At 54.0% G+C, this 24,946-nt stretch carries 22 protein-coding genes; 8 read left to right on the forward strand and 14 right to left on the reverse strand.

From position 1 onward, the window contains the following. Positions 1-155: 155 nt before the first annotated feature. Positions 156-881 carry a nucleotidyltransferase domain-containing protein gene (locus AC0LWM_RS22650; protein WP_474677268.1) on the reverse strand — a complete coding sequence of 242 codons (726 nt, stop codon included), beginning with the start codon at positions 879-881 and terminating at the stop codon, positions 156-158. A 182-nt stretch (positions 882-1,063) separates the two neighbouring features. On the opposite strand from AC0LWM_RS22650, the gene AC0LWM_RS22655 reads away from it, so the two are divergent. The 3 genes from AC0LWM_RS22655 to AC0LWM_RS22665 all read left to right on the forward strand — a co-directional run bounded on the left by AC0LWM_RS22655 (position 1,064) and on the right by AC0LWM_RS22665 (position 2,718). After that, positions 1,064-1,489, forward strand: coding sequence for a MarR family winged helix-turn-helix transcriptional regulator (locus tag AC0LWM_RS22655; protein ID WP_474677269.1), 426 nt, complete (start codon positions 1,064-1,066; stop codon positions 1,487-1,489). Positions 1,490-1,550: 61 nt separating this feature from the next. Further along, on the forward strand, positions 1,551-2,234 hold the full coding sequence (locus AC0LWM_RS22660) for an NmrA family NAD(P)-binding protein (protein ID WP_474677270.1): 684 nt from the start codon (positions 1,551-1,553) through the stop codon (positions 2,232-2,234). 1 nt (position 2,235) lies between these two features. Further along, positions 2,236-2,718 carry an anthrone oxygenase family protein gene (locus tag AC0LWM_RS22665; protein ID WP_474677271.1) on the forward strand — a complete coding sequence of 161 codons (483 nt, stop codon included), beginning with the start codon at positions 2,236-2,238 and terminating at the stop codon, positions 2,716-2,718. Between the two features lie 124 nt (positions 2,719-2,842). Here AC0LWM_RS22665 and AC0LWM_RS22670 read toward each other — a convergent pair whose 3' ends face one another. From AC0LWM_RS22670 to AC0LWM_RS22695, 6 genes are all read right to left on the reverse strand, one after another. Beyond that, a complete protein-coding gene (locus AC0LWM_RS22670; protein WP_474677272.1) occupies positions 2,843-3,601 on the reverse strand; it encodes a hypothetical protein in 759 nt (252 codons plus the stop codon). Positions 3,602-3,668: 67 nt separating this feature from the next. After that, positions 3,669-5,246: an RNA polymerase sigma factor gene (locus AC0LWM_RS22675; RefSeq protein ID WP_474677273.1), complete on the reverse strand. Its 1,578-nt coding sequence runs from the start codon at positions 5,244-5,246 to the stop codon at positions 3,669-3,671. A gap of 183 nt (positions 5,247-5,429) precedes the next feature. Further along, positions 5,430-6,260 (reverse strand): carbohydrate ABC transporter permease, encoded by an 831-nt coding sequence (locus AC0LWM_RS22680; protein WP_474677274.1) that lies wholly within the window; start codon positions 6,258-6,260, stop codon positions 5,430-5,432. Positions 6,261-6,273: 13 nt separating this feature from the next. Then, on the reverse strand, positions 6,274-7,173 hold the full coding sequence (locus AC0LWM_RS22685) for a carbohydrate ABC transporter permease (RefSeq protein WP_474677275.1): 900 nt from the start codon (positions 7,171-7,173) through the stop codon (positions 6,274-6,276). 59 nt (positions 7,174-7,232) lie between these two features. Continuing rightward, positions 7,233-8,546 carry an ABC transporter substrate-binding protein gene (locus AC0LWM_RS22690; protein ID WP_474677276.1) on the reverse strand — a complete coding sequence of 438 codons (1,314 nt, stop codon included), beginning with the start codon at positions 8,544-8,546 and terminating at the stop codon, positions 7,233-7,235. A gap of 44 nt (positions 8,547-8,590) precedes the next feature. Then, positions 8,591-10,696, reverse strand: coding sequence for an amylo-alpha-1,6-glucosidase (locus AC0LWM_RS22695; RefSeq protein ID WP_474677277.1), 2,106 nt, complete (start codon positions 10,694-10,696; stop codon positions 8,591-8,593). A gap of 244 nt (positions 10,697-10,940) precedes the next feature. Between AC0LWM_RS22695 and AC0LWM_RS22700 the strand changes: the two genes are divergently transcribed. Next, positions 10,941-11,957 (forward strand): LacI family DNA-binding transcriptional regulator, encoded by a 1,017-nt coding sequence (locus AC0LWM_RS22700; protein ID WP_474677347.1) that lies wholly within the window; start codon positions 10,941-10,943, stop codon positions 11,955-11,957. Positions 11,958-12,054: 97 nt separating this feature from the next. Here AC0LWM_RS22700 and AC0LWM_RS22705 read toward each other — a convergent pair whose 3' ends face one another. The 3 genes from AC0LWM_RS22705 to AC0LWM_RS22715 form a co-directional block, all read right to left on the reverse strand. Further along, entirely contained in the window at positions 12,055-12,894 is an 840-nt protein-coding gene (locus AC0LWM_RS22705; RefSeq protein ID WP_474677278.1) for an SDR family oxidoreductase, read from the reverse strand. A gap of 180 nt (positions 12,895-13,074) precedes the next feature. Next, positions 13,075-14,562, reverse strand: coding sequence for a DHA2 family efflux MFS transporter permease subunit (locus tag AC0LWM_RS22710; RefSeq protein WP_474677279.1), 1,488 nt, complete (start codon positions 14,560-14,562; stop codon positions 13,075-13,077). Then, positions 14,559-15,008, reverse strand: coding sequence for a MarR family winged helix-turn-helix transcriptional regulator (locus AC0LWM_RS22715; protein WP_474677280.1), 450 nt, complete (start codon positions 15,006-15,008; stop codon positions 14,559-14,561). Before AC0LWM_RS22715 ends, AC0LWM_RS22710 begins: the two co-directional genes overlap by 4 nt. A gap of 237 nt (positions 15,009-15,245) precedes the next feature. Between AC0LWM_RS22715 and AC0LWM_RS22720 the strand changes: the two genes are divergently transcribed. Both AC0LWM_RS22720 and AC0LWM_RS22725 read left to right on the forward strand, forming a co-directional pair. Then, positions 15,246-15,854 carry an RNA polymerase sigma factor gene (locus AC0LWM_RS22720; protein WP_474677281.1) on the forward strand — a complete coding sequence of 203 codons (609 nt, stop codon included), beginning with the start codon at positions 15,246-15,248 and terminating at the stop codon, positions 15,852-15,854. Beyond that, a complete protein-coding gene (locus AC0LWM_RS22725) occupies positions 15,799-16,689 on the forward strand; it encodes a hypothetical protein (RefSeq protein WP_474677282.1) in 891 nt (296 codons plus the stop codon). Before AC0LWM_RS22720 ends, AC0LWM_RS22725 begins: the two co-directional genes overlap by 56 nt. 80 nt (positions 16,690-16,769) lie before the next feature. Here the strand turns inward: AC0LWM_RS22725 and AC0LWM_RS22730 are convergent, their stop codons facing one another. After that, entirely contained in the window at positions 16,770-17,789 is a 1,020-nt protein-coding gene (locus AC0LWM_RS22730) for an AAA family ATPase (protein ID WP_474677283.1), read from the reverse strand. A 213-nt stretch (positions 17,790-18,002) separates the two neighbouring features. On the opposite strand from AC0LWM_RS22730, the gene AC0LWM_RS22735 reads away from it, so the two are divergent. Then, positions 18,003-19,772: an extracellular solute-binding protein gene (locus tag AC0LWM_RS22735; RefSeq protein ID WP_474677348.1), complete on the forward strand. Its 1,770-nt coding sequence runs from the start codon at positions 18,003-18,005 to the stop codon at positions 19,770-19,772. A 74-nt stretch (positions 19,773-19,846) separates the two neighbouring features. Here the strand turns inward: AC0LWM_RS22735 and AC0LWM_RS22740 are convergent, their stop codons facing one another. From AC0LWM_RS22740 to AC0LWM_RS22750, 3 genes are read right to left on the reverse strand one after another with little or no spacing between them, the layout of a single operon-like run. After that, positions 19,847-20,479, reverse strand: coding sequence for a GyrI-like domain-containing protein (locus AC0LWM_RS22740; protein WP_474677284.1), 633 nt, complete (start codon positions 20,477-20,479; stop codon positions 19,847-19,849). A 51-nt stretch (positions 20,480-20,530) separates the two neighbouring features. Further along, positions 20,531-21,073: a VOC family protein gene (locus AC0LWM_RS22745; RefSeq protein WP_474677285.1), complete on the reverse strand. Its 543-nt coding sequence runs from the start codon at positions 21,071-21,073 to the stop codon at positions 20,531-20,533. A gap of 39 nt (positions 21,074-21,112) precedes the next feature. Further along, positions 21,113-22,672: a helix-turn-helix domain-containing protein gene (locus tag AC0LWM_RS22750; protein WP_474677286.1), complete on the reverse strand. Its 1,560-nt coding sequence runs from the start codon at positions 22,670-22,672 to the stop codon at positions 21,113-21,115. Positions 22,673-22,887: 215 nt separating this feature from the next. Between AC0LWM_RS22750 and AC0LWM_RS22755 the strand changes: the two genes are divergently transcribed. Continuing rightward, positions 22,888-24,936, forward strand: a complete 2,049-nt coding sequence (locus tag AC0LWM_RS22755) for an AAA family ATPase (protein WP_474677287.1) — start codon at positions 22,888-22,890, stop codon at positions 24,934-24,936. Positions 24,937-24,946 lie beyond the last annotated feature (10 nt).

Raw genomic sequence — 24,946 nt, forward strand, 5'->3', positions numbered from 1 at the left:
AAGACTAGGATAACGGGGCGAGCCACATAGGCCGCCCTGTTATCAAAATATAAGAAAGTATAAGTTTCACTCTATACTTGGCTTATATTTCTCGGTAAACGATGCGCCGATTAGGACGGCGCTAGCCGTTTATCCTTGTACTGTGAGCATTATTTTCATCTCACGAAATCTGAGACTTCTTCCAGCCACTTGCTTGCGTATAGACTTAACATTCTGGCTGCTTCGGAATATTTTATGCGGTAGTCTTCATCCGTGAAATGTTTACTCCAAGAATAGAGCTCTTGCTCGGGCTCATTCTTCAGAAGCTCAAGTAACTGTTCTTCATTGGCGGGGAATGTCCCGGTCCGAAAGGCGATCAAGTTTTTAAGCAGCCATTTCAGGTTGTATTTGCTAGTCATCACGTACTTTAGATCGGATATTTTATCATCTATCGTTTTCCAGTGGTAATATTCAATGGTTCTCGCATATAAACCAATGTTACTCGCTGCATCGGAGACGTTATTGGCATAATCTTGTTTGCTGGGCTTGAACGGATTCGTACCGTACAACACTTTGCACGTATCGGACAACATGGCGATCAATTCTTTGGGCTTTGCTCGAAGTTCCGCCAAGTCGACGACATTGACGCACCCCATATTGACCTCGATCCAAACCGCACGCAGCGCATTTGAAGTATCGTCGGTGATCTTGTCGACGACGAGCGTCATATCTACGTCGCTAATCGGAGGATTAGCCTCGCCTCTTGCCCAGCTTCCGTTTAAGAGAACACATATAAGATGGTGCTCAAGGTGTCGTTTTAATGCCAAAATAAACTTGCCGCAGTATTCCATCAGCTCTGCCTCAGAGTGAGGGTAAAGCGGTTCGCCTGACTGTCTTCCCATGCTTCATCATCTCCTTATTGATAAGTTTAACTGGTGGCAAACTCCCCGTTAAAGGTACGGTTTCATTAAAACAAAAGTGCCTTTCCGGATATAAAAGAAAACCGTTTGACAAAAAACGGAATTTCCATTAAAGTTGTTTGTGCAAACAATTTTAAGCATCAAGTGAAATTGAGGTCTTGGATATGTTGAACGTATATCTTAAGGAATGTCTATACTTTACGGCGAATCGTCTAGGCAGGGTAATCACCAAGATGGCGGAAGATGAATTCGCATCGAGCGGATTATCGCCGACGGCCGCTTTTTTGCTGATGGCGGTGTATGAGAATGATGGCATTTCGCAAAAAGAATTGGGGCAAATTTTGCATCACCAACCGTCCACGGTAACTCGCCTGATCGAGAAGCTCGCTGCCAAGGGCTTGCTGTACAACCGGGTGGAAGGCCGATTATCGCTTATCCACGCAACGGAGAAAGGCAAAGCGCTGGAAGAAACCATTAACGCATGCTGGATCAACCTTCGGAGCCGCTATACAGCGATTCTTGGAGAAGAAAGTGATGCTCTCTCGTTTCAATTGGACGACGTGAGCGATCGTTTGGAAAAAATCGAATGAGCTGCATTTGATTTTTTCGATGAATATTTGCTTGTGCAAACAAATTTGGGGAGGAGATTAGATGAATGTGAACAAACAGGAAGAGGAAATTGTTCGGGATGTTCACTTCCCCGATCTCGCTATCCCGGGGGCTGCCGATGCAATCGAAGGATTTGCCAGGCTGGCGGTGGATCACAGTGTGAAGCGGCTCGTGCTGTCATCAGGCAGGGGAGAGGAGGAAGCGGAACGCAGCGAGCAAGCCTTAAAAAATTCCGGAGCGGACTGGACGATCCTGCGGGCAAGCTGGTTTTGCCAAAACTTCAGCGAAAGCTTCCTGCTCGACATGGTACACAGCGGAGAGGTCGCGCTGCCAGCCGTTGATGTGAAGGAGCCGTTCATCGATGCGGAAGACATCGCGGACGTCGCAGTCGTGGCATTAACGGACACCAAGCACATCGGTGAACTCTACGAGCTTACGGGTCCTCGGGCGATTACATTCGCGGAAGCAGCTGAAATCATTGCCGGAGCGAGCGGCAGAGAGGTTCGGTATATCCCTCTTACCCATGCGCAGTTCCTGTCCATGCTGGAGCAACAAGATGTGCCGGGTGAATATGTGGCGTTATTGTCCTACTTGTTCGCCCAAGTGCTGGATGGCCGCAACTCTCATCTGACAGACGGGGTACAAAGTGCTTTAGGACGGGAGCCGCGGGATTTCGCGGACTATGCCGAAACAGCCGCGGCAACCGGTGTTTGGGAGGTGCGATAGGGTGGGTAACCTGCTATCTGGTCTGACTTATTTTTCAGCACTGGGCTCCGGCTTGATCGCCGGATTGTTTTTCGCCTTTTCGACATTCGTGATGAAGGCACTCTCCCGTCTCCCGGCGGAGCAAGGCATTTCCGCCATGCAGTCCATTAATGTCACTGTGCTTAATCCTTTGTTTAGCTTCGTATTTATGGGGACGGCGTTAACTTGCGTCATTCTGGCGATTGCTTCCTTCAATAAATGGGGTACGCCCAGCGCGGGCTACCTGCTTGCCGGCTGCGTGCTCTACTTCGTCGGATCTTTTCTCGTGACAATCATCTTCAACGTTCCGCTGAATGACGCTTTGGCTGCCGTCGTTCCTGCAAGTGCCGAAGGAGCCCGGTTATGGAACCATTATCTTTCCAGTTGGGTCGCTTGGAATCATGTGCGGACGGTTGCTTCCCTTGCGGCCTTGGCTTCTTTCATTATTGCGATCCGAAAATGGTAGGGGCGAGGCTAGTGCATGCAGCTCGGCAGGAATAGGAACGGGGCTAGCCAAGTTAGGCTGCCCCGTATTTGCTCGATTCGGTCGATGTAACTCAAGCGATGGATTCCTCGCAGCGTAACCGGGTTTATTTCTTCTCGCACACCATCATGCCGTTCCCGTCCGGATCATAGAAGACGAAAAACCGCACGCCAAGCCGCTCTTGAATGCCGTCCTCCGCGGCCGCGCCGTTGGAGCGAACGTAATCCAGCGCGGCATTCACGTCCGGCGATTCGATGATGAACATCGGATTGACGCGAAAATCGAGCTGCAGCCGGTCGTAGAAGACTCGAGGCGACTGGCATAACCGGTTGTCGTCGAACAGCAGATGCGCTCCGCAGTCCATGCGTATGCACGGCAGCCCGTCGATCCAAGGGTCGGCTTCCGCCGTCCGGTTCACGAACCGCTCATACCACGCGATGCGCTCCTTCATGTCATCGGCATGAACGATGACGCGGCTGCTGCGCTGGAGCAGCGGATGGACCGGCTCCGAGCGCCCCGGCTCCGACCGGTGATGCGCCTGACAGAGCATGTTGGCATCGATGTTGAAGAACGAGACGTCCGGGAACCGGAACAGCTCGGACATGAATTGATGAGGAAGCGTCTCGCAGAATGCGCGCGATGCGTCGATATCGGGCGAGTCGAACATAATGGTGGGCGGGAACCCCCAGATGTTGCTGTCGAGAATAATGTCCGTTCCGTTAAAGCCAAAATAATAAATACCGCCGCCGTCCTGTTTCGGTACGATGGATTGCTCCAGCAGGTTCGCGTACCATTCGATCGAACGCTTCAAGTTGCTGACAGGGATAAACACGGTAGGCATAAAAGGCAGAACAGGGTGAGTCATTTCAAATTCCTCCTTGGATTTGGTCTTCAACCTGTAGACACGGGCGGGACGTTATTTCTATCACGCGTTAGAAAAATATTTGTTCCAAGCACCGAACGGCTTCCGTTTCAGCTTCCATCGCCTGAGTCAGGCCGTCCCGGATAACAGTGATCCGATTTGCATGACTTCCTCCGAATCCATACGGAAATGAAGGGTACAGCCTGACAAAAGCTTCGCTCACGCGCCCGTAACATGCGGCGGCTTCAGCCAAAGCGGCTTTGCGTTCCGGGCTGCGTGTCCGCTCCTCCAAGCGTTCAAGATACAGAGCCGCATGCTGCCGGGCTTCGGCGAGTATCGCGACTTGGTACGCATGCCCGTGGGCGTCGAGCTGTCCGCTGCCGGCGGCATCCAGCCACAGCCGGTAACCGTGCAGGCCATATGCGAAGCCGGCCACGGGGGGCTCTTTGCCGCGAACATGGTCCAGGATGGAGGCGAGAGCAGCCTCTTCGGAGATCGGGGCTGCCACCCGCTTGCGAATGGCTAAAACGAACATCGGGGGTTCTTGCCCCGTCCGTCCCAACGCGTCGTAGGAGACCGTGCGGTTGGCATTGCGCTGCATCCCCTGGTAGGCTAGCGTACGCTCCGAATCGTCATAGCCGTACACGAAGCCAAATTCGTTCCGGTCCAAATTCCATACGATTGCAGGCAGTCCCTGATCGACCGTCATCTGAATCATGGACAGCAGGCGAATCTGCTGCTCAGGCGAAACCGCGGTCCGGGAAGGCCTGCCGAAGCAGTCGCCGCTCAACCCGAGTCGCTCCATCGTCCAGTAGGCGGCATAGCTCCAGTCGAACGTCGATATCCCGCGCCAGTCGCAGTTCTCCGGCACGGATAATCGGAAGGCGTCGCCCGACAGCGCCATCAGCTCGCTAAGGCTCCAATCCGGCTCCCCGGCTAGACGCAGTACTTCCAGGATCGGGATAGAGATGAGCGCGTAAGGTCGCGAGAAGGCCGGGGCCGGTAATTGTTGCGTCGAGGGCAACCCTTGGCGCCGCCGCTGTGCAATGTGCCGGCCGACCTCGCGGCGGAAGCGTTCGTCGTTCGCCTTCGCTCGCGAGCGGGACAGAACATTGTACACGTTGCTTTTATTCATCGCGAAACGGGAGGCTAATTCCTCCGGCGTCGCCTCCTCGAAGGCGTAGGAGGTGATCAGCGCGCGGGCCTGCTCCGTGAGCGGAGCAAGCGTGTCCTGCTGCAGCTCTTGCTCCAGCTCGCGCCGCTCCCATTGCCGCAGCGGATCGTCCGCGGAACCGGATGCGGTGCCATCATGTTCCATGGGGCCCGCGCCGCCGGAATCCGGGATTTCGCCGATTGGCACAACGCTTCGAGCGTAGCCGCGAATCTGGTTGATGGCGAGCCGGCGTACCATTTGCCGGAACCACGCGCCGAACTTGGACGGCTCCTGCAGGCCGCCGATTTTGCCGGGCAGCCGCAGAAACGCTTCCTGTACGACGTCTTCGGCCAGATGCCGATCGCGCACGATCCGCATCGCCCAGCCCTGCGCTTTGTCACGATATAGCGCGACGATAGGGGAAAGGGCGTCATGGTCGCCATTTTGCAATCGGGAAATCAAGTCCTGTTCTTCTATGTTTATGACCTTGTCCAAAGTCATCCTCCTGCTGGAAATCGATGTATCAAATCAACTCCCATGAATTCGCCACAAACATCCAATCCCCTTTTTCCGAGAGCCGGGTTTTGTTGAAAAACGCCGCAATATGCAAACAAGCCGGATTCCCCCTTTCGGAGAACCCAACCTGTTGTTGTTCGCTAAGTTATAAGCACCTAAGACTTATTTGCCGCCCGTAAACGAAATGCCTTTGATGAAAAACCGGTTGAAAATCGCGTAGATAAGCAGCGCCGGCAGCGTAAACACCATAGAAGCCGCCATAATGTAGTTCCAGTAGCTGATATATTGTCCCTTGAACGTATTCAGCCCAAGTGTGAGCGTGAACATCGACTTGTCGGAGACGAACATGAGCGGCTTCAGGAACTCGTTCCAGGCGCCCATGAACACGAAGATCGTCTGCGCGGCCAATGCCGGCACGGCCAGCGGCAGCGCGATCTTGAAGAAGATGCCGAACCGGGTCAAGCCGTCGATTTGCGAAGCTTCCTCGAGCTCCTTCGGGAAGTTGACGAAAAACTGCCGCATCATAAACGTAAACGTGGCGTTCGCCATCATCGGCAGTGTCAGCGCCGCGTATGTGTTGAGCAGGTCGAGCTGCTTCATGATCAAGTAAGCGGGGACGATCGTCAGTTGCCCCGGGATCATCTGCACCGCGAGAATAAGGACGAACATGACCTTGTTGCCGACAAAATCGATCCGTGCGAGCGCATAACCGGCCATCGAGTTGAACAAAATGTTGGCTACGGTCGCCACGATCGCGATGATCGCGCTGTTCATCATCCAGCGGGTAAACAGCGGCTCGCGGACGAAGATATCGTAATAATTTTGCAGCGTAAAATGATGCGGAATAAAGTTAATGCCGCCGGATACGATTTCGTCGAGCGATTTGAACGACGAGGAGAGCGCCCACAGGAAGGGAGCGACCGTCACGCATCCGTAGATGAACAACACGAGGTACAGTATGGGTTTGACCCATTTTTTATGCTGGATCGTCATCGGTTCTCCCTCCTTAGTTCAGCTTCTCTTCGGCGAACAGCTTGCGCTGCAGCAGCGTGATGATCAGAATGACCGCCGCCAGCATGACGGCAAGCGCGGAAGCGTAGCCGAAGTCGAGATTTTTAAACGCATATTGATAAATTAACAGCGCCACGGTCAAGGTCGAGTTGTTCGGACCGCCCGAGCCCGCGGAAAAAATGTACGACTGGTCGAAAAGCTGGAAGGTGCCGATAATGCCCATGACGACCGTAAAGAAGGTAGCGGGCTTAATCATCGGCAGCGTAATCGAGACGAAGCGTCTCCATGCTCCTGCCCCGTCCAGCATCGCCGATTCGTACAGCGCGTCGGGAATGTCCTGTAACGCCGCCAGGAATACGACCATAAAGAAGGGCGCCGTCGACCAAATGTTCATCATCATAATCGCCTTCAAGGCGACGCCTGGATCACCGAGCCAGTTATACCCTTGGAAGCCGAGCATCTCCAGCACGCGGTTCAATAAGCCGTTGGAATTGTAAATCCACATGAAAATCAAGGTCAATACGGCCGATGACGTGACGGTCGGCATAAAAAAGACGATGCGGAAAAAGTTTTTGAATTTCAGCTTCGCGTTGAGCACAACCGCGAGCAGTATCGCAAAAGCCGTTTGCAGCGGCACCACGATGAGGGCGAAGGAGGCGGTATTTTTGAGCGCGATCCAGGCTCTTTCGTCATCGGCCATGCGCACGAAATTTTTGAAGCCGATCCATTTGTAGCTCACTTCGCCAAGTAGGTTGACTTTATGAACGGACAGGTACAGCGAATAAAAAACCGGCAAAAACAAAAAGGTGCCCAAAACGATTAAGGTAGGCAGCAGAAACAAATAACCGGTCACCGAGTTTTTTAGTTTGCGTTTCCAAGCCGAGCGATCGGCCATGCCGAATCCTCCTTTGACGGAAAGGAGGGAGGAGTGATCTCCTCCCGCCGGCTCCGTTGTTATTCTGCCGCGGCAATTTCCTTATTGGCGGTCTCCTGCGCTTTTTTCATCGCGTCGGCAAGCGTTGATTTGCCCAAGAATGCATCAAGGAATTGGTTGTTGAAGTTGTTCATGATCGTAGGCAGCGTTTTGCCTGCTTGCCAAGGCGTTGCATACGATGCTCCGGCTACGATTGCCGCGCGCAGAGGATCTTTGTCATAGCCAAGCTCTTGGGCGACCGATTTGCGGGACGGCAGCGCGAAGCCTTTGCTGGTCCACGTTTTCATGCCTTCCTTGCCGGTCAAATACGACAGAAGCTCCCATGCCGCTTCTTTTTGCTTCGATGCTTTGTTCATGACGTAAGCGACGGTAAAAGCCATCGTTCCTTTTTTGCCGTTGACGGTCGGCAGCTCGGCGGTTCCGTATTGCAGATCCTTGAAGTTGCTGTTCAGGTAAGGGATCGCCCAGTTGCCCTCGAACACGATGGACGCTTTGCCTTGGCCGAACATTTCGCCGCCCCAGCCTGCGCCGACTTCTTTCGGCTCGCCGGAGGATTTGTCCTTGTTGTGCAGGTCAACGACAAGCTGAAGTCCTTTCAGCGCCTCGTCGGAGGCGAATGCGGCATTGCCTTGGTCGTCGGCCACTTTGCCGCCGAACGCTTGCGTCATGTACATTTGACGCGCCAGCTCGGGTGCGACGCCGAAGCCGAAGCGGACTGTTTTGTCGCCTTCTTTTTTCGTCAGCTTCGCAGCAGCGGCTTGCAGCTCTTCCCATGTCGCCGGCGGAGCCGTAATGCCCGCTTCTTCGAAATCCTTCTTATTGTAGAACATGGCTAGCGTCGAAAAGTCTTTCGGGAAGCCGTACGTCACGCCGTCGACTTTAAAAGCGTTCAGCAGCGGCTCTTCAAAATCGGCAACGTCGAATTCCGGAGTGACATAGCCGTCGAGCGGTTCGACAACGCCTTTATCGATTAGTGCAGGTGCTTCGAAAGCGTCCAGGTAGAACACGTCCGGGCCTTCGCCGCCGATTAGGCGCGTTTTGATAACGTCCATGTATTGGTCGGCGATGACTTCATATTTCACTTTGACATTCGGGTGTTTGTCTTCGAATTCTTTGAGCGTTTGGTTCAGCAGGTCTTGCTCTTCCGGGCTGGCGCCCCAACCCGCCAATGTGACGGTAACCGGATCGTCCGGCTTATCCCCGGTTTGCTCGGTTTGCTTCGTGCCGGTGTCACCACTGGACGACTGCGGCGTTTCTTCTTTTTTGGAGCAAGCTGCAAGGACCAGTACGGCGACAAGCATAAACACGAGAACCATCGATAAAGACTTTTTCATTGCTTAAAACCTCCCTAATGTTTTTAGTTTTTCTGTATATAAAACTATTGCGTAAAACCTACAAGCTCGTACCCGGTGTCGTTCGCCAGCACGTCGACTGATGCGCCACTTCCGTCCGTATTCCGTCGGATGCGGAGGCTCAGGCTTCCCGCGCCGATGCGCAGCTGCGTAACCTCCAGCTCGTTCATGCCATCGAGCAGGATCGGCCTGATCGCGATGCTCCGGGCCAAGGCGTCCGGCCGGATGCCAAGCAGCGTTTGCAAGAACACGATAGGCGTCCCTGCGGCCCAGGCTTGCGGCGAACAGGCAACCGGGTAGGGAACAGGGTGGCCGATGCTTGCGTCATATCCGCAGAACAGCTCCGGCAATCGGTAATATTCGAACCGCTCAGCCGCTTTCATGAGGCCGCCGATCACCTGCAGCGCTTCCCGCTTGAAACCGGACTGGCTCAAGCCAATCAGGCACAAGGAGTTGTCGTGCGGCCAAATGCTGCCGTTGTGGTAGCTCATCGGATTGAACCCGGTCGACTTCGAGCTCATCGTCCGGATGCCGTAGCCGCTGAACATATCGTCCGCCACGAGCCGTTCAGCGACGGCTTGGGCCCGCTCCGGGGAGGCGATGCCCGACATCAGAATTTGCCCGCCGTTCGACGTCACCGACTGCACCTGCCGCTTCTCATGGTCGAGAGCGATTGCGTAGAAGCGCTCTTCCTCCATCCAGAAATCGGCTTCGAACCGTTCCTTCAGGGAGGCGGCTTCCCGTTCGAGACGATCCGCTGCTTCGGATCGGCCCAAGGCTCGGAATATCGGGGCTAGCCGTGTTTTGGCCTGATAGACGTAGGCCTGAACCTCGACTAGCGCGATCGGCGCTTTGGCATATTCGCCGTTGGCATGAACAATGGAGTCGCCGGAGTCTTTCCATCCTTGGTTGCCTAAGCCCTTGGACGACTTCTGGTAATATTCGACGAAGGTGTCGTCGTCCATATCGCCATAGCGATCGATCCATTCCAGGGCCGCGTCCAGGTTCGGCATCAACTGCTCGATCAAGGAGCTGTCGCCCGTCCAGTGGAAATATTCCGCGGCGAGGATCAGGAACAGCGGGGTCGCGTCGATCGTGCCGTAATAAGGCGTAAACGGAATCATGCCGGCTCCGGCCAACTCGCCGTAGCGAATCTCGTGCATAATTTTACCCGGCGTTTCGTCCCGCCACTCGTCTTCGCGTTTGCCTTGGTACACGGCCATCGTCAGCAGCGTTCCCTTGGCGATTCGCGGATTCAGCACTAGCGTCTGCAGCGCAGCGATGAGGCTGTCGCGGCCGAACGGTACGGCGAACCACGGCAGTCCGGCTACCGGAAACGGTCCGTGGCCCAGGTTGGTGAGCAGCACGCGTAAATCTTGAACTCCGCGGTTGTACAGATGGTCGAACAGGGAAACGTCGCTGCGCACCGAGGTGGAGTCGCTGTTCCACGCTTCGTAAGAAGCGCGGAGCCCCGCCATCGCTACCGCCGGATCGTGTCTGACCGGTCCTTCGCCGCCTATGAACGGGGCGATGAACAAGGTGATTTCCTGATGCTCGGCATGCCCGAGGCGGAGCTCAAAATGCAGCGTTCCGTCCTCATCGATACGGCTATGCGGCAAGTCCCAGTCCATCCGCGTTTCCCGTGCAACGTGGTCGACGCCCATATATGAGATCACGCGCTGCTGGCCGTCCGTACGGCGACCGGTAATTTTGCCGGTTTCGCCTTCCTGATAACCCCGAACGGCGAACATGTCGGCGAAGTCCGCATCGACAAGCACGGAGAAGTCGAATTCGACCGGCTTCGGAAAATAATTGGTCAGCTTAATCGTTTCGTACAGCCCACCTTCGAATATGAAGCGTTTCCGCTCGATTTCGACGGATTCTCTCCACAAAATCAATTGCCCGCCCGATTCCATGTGAGGATTCGTCAGCCGGATGACGGATATGTAGTTTTCGTCTGCCGCCGAGCTAAGCAGTACGGGTTGTTTGCCGTTGATCGCGACTTCCAGTCTGCTAACGAAGCGGGTGTCCTGCGTGTAAAGGCCAAACCCGGACGGGTCGTTCTGTGGAATATCGCCGCTTCGGTTCGTCAGCATAAAGGAAGCGTTTTCTTTGATGACTAAGTAATTCAAGGTTTCGCCTCGTTTCCGCGATAATGTCATGCTTTGTTTGGTTGCGATTTTAAGTTGAGCTTATCCGAAACGTTTCGGATAAAAGGTAAAAAAAATTAAAAGACAAGAAAAACAGCATAATATCTCTTTCCAAAACGTTTCGGATGCTGTATAATTCAGATTATATTGCATGTTGTAAGCATTTGCAACCGTTTTATTAAAAATGATTTTTGGAAACGTTCGAAACGTTTCGGAGGTGAACACCCTGGTCACAATCAAAGATATAGCCAAAGCAGCGAACATATCCGTCACCACCGTTTCACGAGCGTTGAACGGGTATGACGACGTCAACGAGGAGACCCGCAGGCGAATCAAAGCGATCGCCGACGAACTCGGGTACATTCCGAACATGGCGGCGCGCTCGCTCATCGTGAAAAAATCGAAAACGCTTGGGCTGCTCCTGTCCAATGTTACGCGGGCCAGCTCCAAGGACAATATCGCCTTCGAAGCGTTATGCGGCATGAACGATCGGGCGGGGGAGCTGAACTACGACCTCATCTTGTTCAGCACGACAACGCAGAAGCAGAAGATGAAATCATACAAGACGTTATGCCAGGAACGCGGCGTGGACGGCGTGATCATTATGGGGATGCGGCTGGACGACGCCTATTTGAAGGAGATCGTATCGTCGGAAATTCCGTGCGTGCTGATCGATTTGCCGCTACATGGAACGAATGTCGGATACGTCACTTCCGACAACGTGAACGGCGCATATTCGGCGGTCCGCCACCTGTTGGAGTCGGGGCATCGGTCGATCGGCCTCATTAACGGCCATTCTCAAGCCGACGTCAGCATCCAACGTCTTGAAGGTTACCGCCAGGCGCTGGACAGCTACGGCGTCGCATTCGATCCGTCGCTCGTGATGGACGGCTCGTTCTCCGAGGAAGGCGGCAAAGAAGCGGCGTACAAGCTGCTGTCGCTCCGGCCGGACGCGACCGCGTTGTTCTGCACAAGCGATCTGATGGCGCTAGGCGCCATGCAAGCCGTTCGCGGCTTGGGGCTTCAGATCCCGGGCGATATCTCGATCGTCGGCTTTGACAACATCGGCATTACCGGTTATTGCACGCCGGCGCTGACGACGATTCATCAGCATCGATACGACATGGGCTACCAAGCCGCGCAGATGCTGATCGACTTGCTGGAGGGACGCAACGTCAACCATCATCTCGTGCTCAATACGGAGCTTGTACGCCGGGAAAGCGTTCGTACTTTGACGGAGTAATTTGCAAAGGCAGTAGTGCCTAAACAACCGAAGGGCCGTCCATTAGCCATAGATTTGGCTTTGGGACGGCCCTTTCATTGCTTATGCAAGCGAGGAATCACATATCCAATTGCAGTTTGCGGGTTTTCAATACGCCTTCCAGCCCGGTAGGATCGTTGCTCACCTTATGGCTAACGAACGATTCGGCTGCATCCGATGTGCGTATGCGAAGAGGCTTTGTTTCCATGTTCACCAGCTTGAGCACAACTTCGGCTACGGATTCGGGTGTTTGCGGAACGGAGTTGCGCTTGGAGAACGTTTCGATGTAGGTGTCGATAACCGGCTTGTATTCGTCGTCCCGCACGCCGCCCGTTTTTTCGATATGCGCGAGAACCGTGCCGTTGAAATTTGTCGCGATCGCTCCAGGTTCTAGCAAGGTAACGTCAATATTAAAGGTTGGCTTGTAGTAGGTGGCCAGGCTTTCCAATAAGCCTTCCACGGCAAATTTGCTGGCGCAATATATTTCGTTGAGCGGCTGTCCGACCAGTCCGCCTACGCTTGTCGTTGCGATCAAATGTCCCGCTGCTGCTTGGCGAAGAAGCGGCAGGCCCGCACGGATCGTATGCATGACCCCGTAAACGTTTGTATCGAAGACAGATTGAATTTCCTCAAAAGTAGCTTGACCTAACGCACGCAAAAATCCGAATCCCGCATTGCAGAAAAGGACATCCAAATGACCGTGCCGTTGTTGAATCAGCTGAAACGCCTGCGTGAGCGATTCCGGCTGCGTGACTTCCATTTCGGTGAAATGAAGATTGGACAGATGGGCATACTGGTTTTCATCACGTTGCAAATGGCGAGTTCCCGCATAAACAATCCATCCGGCTTCGGCAAATTTCAACGCTGCTGCTAACCCAATTCCCGACGAGGCGCCCGTTATCGCAATAATTTTTTGCATTTCCGATCTCCTTTTGTTTAGATACTATACATTATAATCGGATTGCTGCCCCGCTTGCCAATGCCAACCCCTCAGACCTCAATCTGACAAAAAAAGTCGGAGTTATGTCGAAAAGCGGTTGAATAGAATGCAGCGCCCTGTCCAACCACTATGAATCAAAACAACGGTTCCTATTATGTTTTAAGAAGCGACGACTTTTTCCTTCCCTTTCGGCACCGACACTTCCTCATGCGGCTTCACTTTCCGGATGAAGATGGCGAGCGCGAGCGCTCCGACCGTCATCCACATCGAAATAACGAAGGCATAGTTGATGCCGTTCACAGTAGCATGCTGCATAATTTCGCCCATTTTGACTTTGTCGGTTGGGTCGATTCCGCCGGCCACGATCAATTCCTTCGCACTGGACGCCGTTTTGTTCGTAAAGAACGTCACGAGCAGCGCGGTGCCAAGCGCGCCCGCCACGTTCCGGAGCGTCTGGGACATGGCCGAGCCGTGCGCATTGAGCCGCTGCGGCAGTTGGTTAAGCCCCGCCGTCTGAATCGGCATCATCAGCATGGACATCCCGAACATGCGGAGTGTGTACAAGAGAATGAGCTGCGTGTATGTCGTCTCGACGGTCAGCTTGCTGAATTCGAACGTCGTAATCGCGGTGATCAACAAACCAATGACGGCAAGCCAGCGCGCGCCGATTTTATCGAAGATCATACCCGTAATCGGCGACATAATCCCCATAAGGATAGCGCCCGGCAGAAGCAGCAGGCCGGATTCGACCGGCGTAAAGCCGCGAATGTTCTGCAAATAGATTGGAAGAAGAATCATTGCGGAGAACATAGCCATCGTAATAATGACGTTGATAACCGTCGTGAGCGAAAACATGCCGTATTTGAACACGCGGAATTCGAGCAGCGGCTTCTCCGCCGTGAGCTCGCGCCATACGAACAGCAGCAAGGACACCACGCCGACGACAAGACACGTAACTACCGTCGTGCTGCCCCAGCCGTCCGTTCCAGCGTCACTGAAGCCGTAAAGAAGGCCGCCGAAGCCGATCGTCGAAAAAATAACGCCAAACGTATCGAGCTTCGGATTGGACGTTTTGATGACATTTTTCATCGAGACGGCGCCGAAGACAAGAGCAATAATCGATAAGGGCAGGACGATGTAAAACAGGACGCGCCAGTTATAGTGCTCCACGATCCAACCGGATAAGGTCGGGCCGACCGCAGGGGCAAAAATCATCGCGATTCCCATGAGCCCCATCGCTTTGCCGCGTTCCTCCACCCGGAATATCGTCAGCGTTACGATCGACATCAGCGGCATCAGAATACCGGCTCCCGCCGCTTGGACCAAACGTCCGGCGAGCAAAAAGCCGAAGTTCACGGAGATCGCGCAAAGCAGCGTGCCGACCGTAAACAATCCGACGGCGGCGATAAACAACCGGCGTGTCGTAAATTTCGAGATCAAATAGGCGCTGATCGGAACGAGCACGCCGTTCACGAGCATGTAGCCGTTCGACAGCCATTGAATCGTACTTTCGTTGACGTTCAGGTCGGCCATCATTTTCGGCAGTGCGACGTTTAACAAGGTTTGGCTTAACAAAGCCACGAATGCCCCAATCAGCAGAGAAGCCATAATCGGGCCTCTGCGCAGGGCGGCTACTGCTTGACTCATCTATCATCTTCCTCTCTCACTCTGTGCAGAATCTGCGCGACTTGTTCATGGATACGGTGCAAATTCCGCTGATCTTCTTCGGAAATTTCCAATAGCGGGTGCAGCAGTCTCATGCGTGTCCCGTCAGTTTCCTTCCAAATTTGTTCCCCTTTGGCCGTCAGCTTTAATGTAACCGACCGCCGATCTTCGTCGGATCGCTCGCGGGTCACCAGATCCGCTTTCACCATTCGGTCGATAATGCCGCTAGTCGTGCTGTTGCCCAGCAATATTTTTTCGGCAAGCGCGGTAAGTCCGATTTCGGGATTGTCCGACAAAACCCGCAGGACCATAAATTGAATGGGCGTGATGCGATGATGCTGGGCGGCTTTCATCATGACCTGGAAAAAGGCTTGGTTCACTTCGCGGAACGATTGAAAAATATCGATGACGCGCTGCTTGTCGTCCATTGTTATCTCCTTTCTTTTTTAATTCCTATACAAATATTTCGCATGCGAATTATTATATGACCGAAATAACTTGTCTGTCAAATGGCCTGAAACGGAAAAAAAGGCCAAAAAACCGATATAATGAAAGTATTTCATCGTTCCATTAGAAAATATTACAAGTTTCATCCATATCGGATGTCACATCGGCAGGACCGCATGTGTTATATAGACAAATCCATTAAGAAGGAGGGAAAAAGAATGAACGTAAGCCCGATCGAAGAAATGATCCGAGCCGTACGGCAAGGTGACATCGATCGCTATGCGGAGATCGTCCGGCGGTATCAGCAGGAAATTTTCATCTATTGCTGCCACCTGCTCATGCATCGCGAGGAGGCGGAGGATGCCGCGCAGGATGTATTTTTGAAGGCGTTCGAAAAAATCCATCTATACACGTACGATCGGTCATTCTCGGCATGGCTATACAAAATCGCATACAACCATTGCTTGAACCTGTTGCGACAAAGAAAACGGAATCGGCTGCTGCAATGGTTCGCACGGCGCGAAGCAGAAGAATCGCGGGAAGACGACCGCTTGTCGGCTGTCGAGGGCATTAACGAGCCTTTACTGTCCCGAAGTCTCATGCGGATGACTCCGGCGGAGCGCTCGCTGATCGTTTTGCGTATTCTGCACGAGAAATCGTATGAGGAAATCGGGATGGTGCTGAACGGCAGTCCGGCGGCACTGCGCAAGAAATTCGAAAGAGCGAAAAATAAGCTAAGAACGATATGGAACCAATTGGAGGGTGAATCTTATGAAAACACAAGAGGCGTTCGAACGGCAGCTGAACCAACAATTATCGAGCGATAGCTTTCCTTTGATCGATATAACCGATCGCGTCATGGACCGCATACGTCAGCAAAGCAATGTACGTCGCCAAACAACGAAGAAAATGGTGTGGATGACGGGGGCAGCCGCGGTTTTCCTTGTCCTATGCGGGTTCGGTTATGCCGCGGTAACATGGCAGCTTCACCGAGGAGACGGCAGTGTCAGTATGGAATATTCCAGTTACAAGCCGGGCGACGGGCCGTTAGACGTTGATTTAACGTCATGGGTGAAGCGATTGGAGCCGGGAGAGGCTGCGCTGTTCTATATTCGGCATGAGGGCAAAGACAGATTCGTTGCTCAAGAAAATCCTGTGGAATATACTTCCTTGGCGCGGCTTGAAGCTGAAGCCGGTTTGAATTTGCACTTTCCTTCGGGTTTGGAGGGAGGGTATTCGTATAAGAAAGGGAACCTCGCGCACAATCTCGATGTCGAGCCTTCGCTTATGGAAAGTCTGCGTACGGAAGCGCAGCAATCAGGAAGCGATATGGCCATGCGAAAAATGCAAAAAGCTGCGGTGAAGGAAGTAGAAGGGATGTTTCTCTTCTATAACAATGCAGAGGGCGGGGAAATTGTGGTGTTTTCTTCAGTAGGTGAAATATGGAGGCAGATATACGGGAATCTACGCCAGAGTCAGGTAGAGAAGGTCAATTTGCGTGGTCAAGAAGCGTTTTCTGTCGTCGATCATACCACGGGAATGAAAAAAGTATTGTGGCTGGACGATTCGTCCGGCACGCCGATTTATTATCATGTTAGCACGCAAACGCCGGCGCTTGTTTCGTCAGAGGCGCTGCTGAAAGCAGCGGAGAGCTTGCGATAAGCGAGAGGAATCGGAAGCGAGAATTAAGGAGGCCAGGTCTAGCTTCTCCATCAAGAGAAGCCGGCCTGGCTGCTGCATTTTTAGAACATTCCCAGTGTAGGGACCTTCGACATTCGAACGTCGACCGTGCCGTCCAGCAGAGCCGGTCCGGTCAAATGCATGACATCGATTTCGCCTTCCGCATTAGTAAGGAATGCAACACGGAACGGCAGGGAAGAGACCTCGAATTCATGGCTGGATACCGGAATGAGCTGCGACTTCCTCCACACTTGCGGCAAGCCGTCCGCGATCAGTGATCCCTCTTCCACCGCAATGGTACACGACGGGATGTTCTTGATTCCTGCCGAATAGGTACCCACATAAAGCTGCAAGCTTTCATCCGGCAAAGCGAGATATTCGGTATCCAAGGCACCGCCGATATTCAAAAAATCGAGCATTTGACGATAATACAGCGGCCACTGCCCGGTGCTATTGTCAATCGAGATTTTGGGGAAGCTAATATGCTCGAATAAGGAGTCGGTTAATGCCCGGTAATCGCGCCAATAGGCTGCGAGGCCGTTGAAGCCTGATAATCCCCGGGCCTTCCCATATGGAGAATCCGCTGCTGTATGGATGAAATGACGCTCCGTTTCGGCGCCGCGCCGATCGCAAATGTTCCGCAACGCGGCGGCAACGTCCTGTTGATACAAATAGATGAGTCGAGGAGAGCAGCCGCTGACGATCCGTTCGACTTCTCGGACATATTGACGGATTTCTTCGTGGGGTACATTTTGCGGAAATAGACTCCAGGTCAAGTAGCCGAACAAACAGCTGTCGATAAAGATAACCTCGTTCGAGGATTGAACCGCCGCACTAAAAGACTCCCAGCGCTGCAGCGCCTGCTCCACGACGCGGCGATAATTCCCGTTGGATAGATCGTCGACGACCTGCTGCATCGACTCCGCATCGTCAAAAACATATACCGGGTGGCCGTTCTCCTCTTCATACCACCATTTATGCAGAATGCCCATCCGCCCAAGCCGGCGCGCCAGAAACTGCGCCGTGGTGGATTTCCCCGAACCCGGGATGCCCTCGATCAAAATCAGTTTCGTTTCGTTCATCTACTGCGTCTCCCCTTCCGACATTGGGTAATAACAAGCCCAATCCAGTACTAGCTTACAGTATATAACAAAATGTGATGCGGGGATATGAAGGCTATGGATAGCAAAAGTGTCAGGTTACCATTTTGCACGAACATTTAAAGGAAAAGACGATCTTCAGGGAGAAGTTCCGTCTTATATATTGAAGCGAACACGGAAGGGGGGATGAAGTTGATGCATTCGGCAGAAGAAGTTGAAGCGGCGCGAAACGGCGATATGGAGGCCTTTCGGCGACTGGTCGACAGGTACTCGAATGCGGTTTATGCAGTCATATACAGTAAGCTTGGGGACTTTCACCTGGCTCAAGATCTGGCCCAGGAAACGTTTCTCAAAGCGTTCTTGCACCTCCCGCAGTTGAAAGAGGCCGGAAAATTCGGCGGTTGGCTGTTGACGACCGCAGTACGATTAACGGCAGACTGGCACCGCAGTTTTAAAAATAAACAGCCGATCTATAGCGATAGCGAGCTTGTGGACGATAGCTTCGACGATACGATTGAGCGCAGGCATCATCGGATGCTTGTTTGGGATGCATTATCGATTTTGGACGATGACAGCCGATCCGCCGTATTGATGCAGATGTACGGGTATAGTTTGGAGGAAATCGGCGTTTTTTTGCAATCTACCTCTTCGGCGGTGGACAGCCGTCTGCGTAGAGCGAAGAGCAAGCTTAAGGAGGAGTTGATCATGCACATGGAGAACGATGTGAGAAGCAATCGGCTGGGCAATGCGTTCGCTGACAAAGTGGTAAGTTCGGTGATGATGCCGAGCGATATATTTTTCCCGAACGATAACTTATCCGTTTCCATCTTAGACAAGCTGAAAAAGAAGTTTGCGAAAAAGTTTCCGCATGTGAAGTTGAACACGGCCGCGGTCACGAACTATGCGGATAAACTGTACAAGTTCATGGCGGAGGGGACCGCGCCGGACATTATCGTACTTGGAAACGAGAATTATGCCGAATACGCCCGCAGAGGGTGGATGCTCGATTTGCGCCCTTATTTGGAGGCGGACGGCTACGATCCGGCTCAATTTGTCGGTCCGTCGCTAGAGCTTGCCACTGTTGAAGGTCGGATCGTAGGCATTCCGATGACGGTTGCGACGACTGCCGTTTTTTACAATAAGAAATGGTTTGCGGAGGCGGGGCTGACTGTTCCGGCAGAAGATTGGACTTGGGAAGCATTCGCCGATGCTGCGGCCAAGCTGCAGGCTCTTCACGGAGACCCAGGTCAATGGAAATATGGAGCTGCTTTGCTGTATCACACCAACATTTTGGAGATGCTGGCGCTCAGCAAAGGCGGTGGCTTCATTTCCCCGGACGGGACTGCGATTCGCGGATACCTCGATCACGAAGGCACGCAGTCGGCGCTCCAGTGGGTAGCGGCACAAATTCACGACCGCCAAGTATTCGCGCCGATGGTGGACTACGGTTTCCGAAGATTGTTTTGGGAAGGCCGGCTCGGCATGATTGTGGATTACGTCGATGCATATCCGGTGCTGGAGGAAAAGATGGGGGACACGTTCGGCGTTGCGCCGCTTCCTTATTTCCAGGATGGCGTTCGAATCAATGTGGCGGCTTCCGGCGGCTTAGGGATATCGGCCTCGGCCCAAAACCCCGACATGGCATGGGCTTTCATTCGAGAGGCGCTACTGCAGCGGAGTCCGTTGACCGAAGCCTATGCGCAAACGGAGATCGGCAACACATACCCCTTGCTTCAGGAGCTCGGGCATTTGAAGGACGAGAGGCGAAGCATATTCGTCAAGGAACTTCAACATGCCGTCGCAGGTGCCGGGTGCAGCGGGTCGTTGTGGAACGGATACTTTAAAGAGCAAATCAATGCCCGGTTACGCTCGATCATATCCGATAAGAACGACGTGCGGGAGACACTTCGCTGGGCGGTGGAAGGGATCGAGAGTAATCTGGAACAGCTTCGGAAGCAAAGATAGCTGCGGGTGAAGATATCCGATAGTGGAGAGGCAGTCCATGCATGAATGATCATGCGCCGGACTGCCTCTTTTCGCTATAATAACGGATTGTAAATATGGATCGTTTGCTTCGCCAGATCGTCGCTCCAGTCGTAAGCATCGTCGGGATACCGTTCGAAGGTGATCGCTTGTTTATTGAACGTATATCCAAGTTTGTTCAGATTGCCTTCCATATTGCGGTAGAAGTCGTCGCATGCGCTCAAATAATCGTTGAATACGGCGCGTACGTAAGTCTGCTCGGGAATATCCATGTACGACCAACCTTCGGGTGCGGGAACCGCGGTTGAAACGGTCTTGAGGCCGACGAACAGCTTGAAGCCCGATTCGCTTGCCATGATCGTCTGTGGTGGCACGATACAATGAATGTCCGGGGACTCCCAGCCTCCCGCGGCATCTATTCGCTCCCGAATCCAGCGTACGGATTCACGCACTTTGCGTCCCAAGTCAGGCGTTTCGATTTCCAGCCCGATCACGCGGAACGCCTCGAGCTTGATTCGCTGCGCTTGCATGTTGTCCTGCTTTGTTTCCTCCATTGAATGATCCCCCATTGATTCGAGTTTATGGCCGGCAATGACTTTGAGCGTTTCCGGAACGGTTCGCGGCCGATAGCCGTCGGAATTCGTTCGGGACGGTGTGCCCGGGCGCGTCAGCTTTCGGGCGTGATCCATGAGCTTCAACCCTTCCTATGTAATGGAGCATGCGCCGAACTGCTGCGGCGGCTACTCTCTGCACACCATTAGCTTGTTCCCGTCCGGGTCTTGGACGACGAACCAATGATCATGTTCGATCTCCGTGACGAGCGTGACGCCGATTTGCCGGCAATAAGCATAAGAAGCTTGCAGGTCGTTGGTCAAGAACATGAAGGCAGGCGTTGTGATGTGCGGCGCGCCGCCAGGCTCTTGACCGCCCCACCCCGGCATTGTATCAAGGATGATGCCCGTTCCTTCCATCGGCAGCGGACAGAGATGGCCGGACATAATGTGGCAGTCCTCGGCTGAAAGACCGAGCAGATTGCAATACCAGTCTCTTGCGCGTTCGATGTCACGAACCGGAATAAAGACACTGCCGATTTTATTTTTGACCGGGCTTTTGACGGTTGTTTGCTCTTGCGCATTTTCGTTCATCTGAATCCCTCCGAATAATTGTTTCGCTGCAAGAGGGATCACATTGGGCCGGTAGCCCTCCGCGCCCTCTCTGCGGTTTGAAGCATAGAGCCGCCCCGGCGGCGCCTGATGTTTCAGTGATTGGGCTTTTTGTTCCATGCCATGGTGCCTCCCTCGGCGGTTGGTGGGTGAAGAAATCTACTTTTTACGGCGAACCGGCACGTGGCAGGTGACGAGCGTGGACCGCTCCATGTCGGTCTCGCTGCAGTCGCCGGGCGTATACTTGGCGAACCAATGGCGTTCGTTGTCCGGTTCGAATTCATCGCTGCGGAAGAGCCAGCCGTACAACTGGTCGAGAACGCCCGTCATGGCTCCGTATGCGGACGTTGTCAGGCAGGCATACAAACCTCCGTCCGCCATCCGCCATCGTTTCCCGTCGCAGCTGTCTTCTGGCGAAGATAGCGCAACCTTATCGTCCGGCAAGGAGATGGCAAGCTCATACCAATAGTCGTCCCCCGGACGCAGGCCGTAGCTGTACGCCATGTACAGCTGAGCTCGGGAATCGTAAGCCGGCTTGTTCTGCCGCAGCCACGAGACAAGCGAAGCATCGGCTTGAGCCGCGCTGTCGGGTCCGTGGCAGCGGAAGCCGAACAACCGGACCGGCTGGAGCTCCCGGATTTCGATCGGGTCTTGTTCCTTCCGGCGGGCAACGGGCAGATACAGCTTGAGACGCGTCACATTGCCCTGGAAGTGAATGAACTCCTCGATGTATCCATGCTCCCCTAACGTAAACGTGCTGCGGGGCAGCCACTCGGAGAGCAGCCGGTTCCATGAGGCGACGATCGAGGACGCGCTGCCGGCCGGCGTGGAGCTGACGGCGTAAAGACCTTCCGGCAGCGACGTTCGGGTAAGCCCCAGCGGTACACCCGCCATGGGGGAACATGATGCCTGCTTCGGCGATGCGGGTAGGCTGCCAGCGATCACGGGATCCGGTTGTCTCGGCAATTCCGCATTGTCGTGATCCTCTGTACCGTCCACATCCTCGGCCAGCCTGAACCTCTGTTGCTCCAGCGCCTGCGCAATGAGACCATCATGCGCCTGCCGCACGTCTTGATCATGAGGCTCCGATGTTTGCGGCGGGCATGTCGCCAACATTTCATAGACGAACGTCTCGTCGCCGGTACCGTCTTCGTCGATGTTTCGCCCGAACAAGCGCGACTGCGCGAGCGGAAAACCGCTCTCCTCCAGAGCGCGATAAAACACGCGAAAAGCTTCTTCCTCCAGGCCGTCCGCGGTTTCGGAGATATGCCGGTAGGCGATCATGTCATGCGGCCCCAGGCGGATAACCTTAACGTCGGGGTAATGCTCGGTGAGCGCTTTATCCTCGACATAAGAAACGTTCTCCAGCAGGTTCACCCGCTCGAAGCTGTAATATAGGGCGGACTGCCGATACGTGCCGGGCGTAAGGCCGGTCAGCTTCTTGAACGACTTCGTAAACGTCTGGTACGAATCGAAGCCGCAGGCAAAAGCGATATCGACGACGGGCATGTCCGTCTGCCGCAGCAGCACCGCCGCTTGGCTGGTCCTGCGCTTGCGGACGTATTCTTTTAACGGATGGCCGGTCAAGGCGTAAAACGCCCGATACATGCTGGGCACCGACATGTATGCCGCGGCGGCGATGTCTTCCAGCTCCAGCCGATCGTATAAATGTTCCTCCATCCAATCGATCGCGCGTTGTACGGCGGTTACGGCCTCCATATCCACCCTCTCTTGTCGGTAAAATCAATCTGTTTGTTCTCATCATAGCAAAAATAGGAAGCGGGCATGTGTATTTTTTTATCAAATCGAGCATATCTCAGCTTAAAAACAATAACTCTCAAAAACATCTCAATTCGCTCTCGTTTATATAATGTAGTATCAAATGGCGTAGCGTATAATGGATGCAAATGGTACTTTAAAGGAGTCGGTAACCGATGAATATCGAAAGGGTGTTGAGCGGGGGACTGTACTGTTTTGTAGGGCGAGCCCAGGAGCTGGACATATTGCGCGGGCACGCCTCCGGAGAGCGCGTATGGGATTGGCTTCATCTCTACGGGCCAAGCGGCATCGGAAAGTCCGCCCTTCTTCGGCATTTCGCCCAGGAGCGGGAGAGCCATTGCTATTATGTAGACGGCAGTAGAGGAATCCGGCATAAGGAAGACATGCTGGATCAACTGGCCGAACAGCTTCGGATCGCCGGAGAAACCGGCCTCGTGGATGCGCGTGAGGAAGATATCGCCGCATGCTTGAATCGGCGCCACCCATTATCGGGCAATCCGCCCGTGCTCTTGATCGATGCCTTCGATCAACTGCGTTCGGTGGAGCATTGGCTGCCGGAATGGCTGGATGCCGTGGAGTCCGTACGTCTCGTTACCGCAGGCCGGAACCCGCTTACGGGCGGCTGGCTTCGCTCCAGGCAGGCGGATCTCCTGCATTCGGTCGAGCTGCAGCCGTTAACGCCCGTTGCGGTGGAACAGTACGCCCGGGAACGGGGAATCGGGGATAAAAGCGGGTCTTCGCAGCTTTACCGGTTTTCCAGAGGCGTTCCGCTTGCCATGGCATTGACCGCGGAGACGATGCTGGCGAGAGGAGACTCCCGGCGGCTTGAGCGCGAAATGCAGTATCATCTCATTTCCGAATTCATGCACGAACTGCTTCAGGAAGCCCCGACGTCGGTGCATCGGCTGCTCGAGGCCGCTTCCGTCTTTTGGCGATTTAACGAAGAAAGGCTTGCCGCCACGTTGGAAGCGGAGGTCGATGCGGACTCGTTCCGCAGGCTGACCGGCATGCCTTTCGTCACGCTTACGGATGACGGCTGGATGCTGCATGACGCCGTAAGGGCGTGGGCGCTCGAGGATTTTATTCTGCGCAAGCCGAATACGTATGAGCTCATGCGGCGCAAAGCGCTGGACCATCTTCGCATGGAAGAGCGGCTGCAGCCGCGGCTTCGCCAGAAGCTTCAGCTGCATAAGATGAACCTGCACGAGCACCCGCTCGTCCGGACGATATGCTTCTCGGGGCATCTTGACGACGTCGAGCTGCGGCCATGCAAGCAAAGCGACTTGGCGGCGATGGAGGAGCTGTACCTCCGGTTTCACCGGTTTTCCTCGCCATCCGCCGTCGAAGAACCGCATATGGCCAAATTGCTGCCGCGCATATGGGAGCTGGATCCATCGGCCTTCATTACGGTGTGGAAGCAGGATCGAATCGTCGCCTTCTACGGCAAAGTCCCTTTGCACGAAAAGATGCTGCAGGCGCTTGGGCACGAGCCGTTGCTGCAGCCGTTTATCCGCGGGTGGACGTTCATTCCTAACGCATATTTGCTTTCGTTTATCGGCATCGATCCGGAGCTGGAAGGCAAAATCCGAGCTTACATTATCAATGCGCTGATCAATCATTTTTCCCGTTCGGAATGGATTTTGGACTTTACTTGCCTGCAGGAGTGGTTCCCCGTGTTCGAGCTGTGCGGTTTCGAGCGCGCGCCGTGGGCCGATGCCGTCACGGAAGCGGGGACGGAATACCGGGCGTTTGTTCTTGATTTGCGGCAAGAAGATTTTCTTGCCAAGCTGGACCGTGCGGTGAGCCGCCGTCCTGCGGAAGAAGCTTCGGAGCCGCCGGAATTCGGCAATGGCGTCCAGGAGTTAAAAAGGGTGCTGAAGCATTGGCCGCATCTGCCGAGAAAGCAGGCGTTGTCTCACGATTACGCCCGCTTGTTCCCTCATCGGATCAAAGACGCGGGTGCTGACGGCAGCAAGACCGGGTTTGCAGCTCAAAAGGATTTGGCGGATGTGATCCAAGAACTGATGGAAGGGTACGAATGGGAAGAAATGTTTGGAAAGCTGCTGCACTATACCTACATCGAACGGATTCGGCCGTTGGAGCGGGTGGCCAAAAAGCTGAACGTCTCGATGGCGACGTATTACCGTTATTTGAACCAGTCTTTAGAGCTTCTATATCAGACATTGACGCGCGGGAACCAGTGATGGTCCCCGA

The sequence above is a fragment of the Paenibacillus sp. sgz302148 genome, assembly GCF_056120465.1.

Excerpts from the sequence above, each read along its gene's own strand:
- AC0LWM_RS22740 (WP_474677284.1), bottom strand. The coding sequence starts at position 20,479 with ATGGATCACGCCCGAAAGCTGACGCGCCCGGGCACACCGTCCCGAACG.
- AC0LWM_RS22715 (WP_474677280.1), bottom strand. The coding sequence starts at position 15,008 with ATGGACGACAAGCAGCGCGTCATCGATATTTTTCAATCGTTCCGCGAA.
- AC0LWM_RS22680 (WP_474677274.1), bottom strand. The coding sequence starts at position 6,260 with ATGACGATCCAGCATAAAAAATGGGTCAAACCCATACTGTACCTCGTG.
- AC0LWM_RS22750 (WP_474677286.1), bottom strand. The coding sequence starts at position 22,672 with ATGGAGGCCGTAACCGCCGTACAACGCGCGATCGATTGGATGGAGGAA.
- AC0LWM_RS22650 (WP_474677268.1), bottom strand. The coding sequence starts at position 881 with ATGGGAAGACAGTCAGGCGAACCGCTTTACCCTCACTCTGAGGCAGAG.
- AC0LWM_RS22670 (WP_474677272.1), bottom strand. The coding sequence starts at position 3,601 with ATGACTCACCCTGTTCTGCCTTTTATGCCTACCGTGTTTATCCCTGTC.
- AC0LWM_RS22655 (WP_474677269.1), top strand. The coding sequence starts at position 1,064 with ATGTTGAACGTATATCTTAAGGAATGTCTATACTTTACGGCGAATCGT.
- AC0LWM_RS22755 (WP_474677287.1), top strand. The coding sequence starts at position 22,888 with ATGAATATCGAAAGGGTGTTGAGCGGGGGACTGTACTGTTTTGTAGGG.
- AC0LWM_RS22730 (WP_474677283.1), bottom strand. The coding sequence starts at position 17,789 with ATGAACGAAACGAAACTGATTTTGATCGAGGGCATCCCGGGTTCGGGG.
- AC0LWM_RS22705 (WP_474677278.1), bottom strand. The coding sequence starts at position 12,894 with ATGCAAAAAATTATTGCGATAACGGGCGCCTCGTCGGGAATTGGGTTA.
- AC0LWM_RS22660 (WP_474677270.1), top strand. The coding sequence starts at position 1,551 with ATGAATGTGAACAAACAGGAAGAGGAAATTGTTCGGGATGTTCACTTC.
- AC0LWM_RS22735 (WP_474677348.1), top strand. The coding sequence starts at position 18,003 with ATGCATTCGGCAGAAGAAGTTGAAGCGGCGCGAAACGGCGATATGGAG.
- AC0LWM_RS22725 (WP_474677282.1), top strand. The coding sequence starts at position 15,799 with ATGAAAACACAAGAGGCGTTCGAACGGCAGCTGAACCAACAATTATCG.
- AC0LWM_RS22710 (WP_474677279.1), bottom strand. The coding sequence starts at position 14,562 with ATGAGTCAAGCAGTAGCCGCCCTGCGCAGAGGCCCGATTATGGCTTCT.
- AC0LWM_RS22690 (WP_474677276.1), bottom strand. The coding sequence starts at position 8,546 with ATGAAAAAGTCTTTATCGATGGTTCTCGTGTTTATGCTTGTCGCCGTA.
- AC0LWM_RS22685 (WP_474677275.1), bottom strand. The coding sequence starts at position 7,173 with ATGGCCGATCGCTCGGCTTGGAAACGCAAACTAAAAAACTCGGTGACC.
- AC0LWM_RS22745 (WP_474677285.1), bottom strand. The coding sequence starts at position 21,073 with ATGGAACAAAAAGCCCAATCACTGAAACATCAGGCGCCGCCGGGGCGG.
- AC0LWM_RS22720 (WP_474677281.1), top strand. The coding sequence starts at position 15,246 with ATGAACGTAAGCCCGATCGAAGAAATGATCCGAGCCGTACGGCAAGGT.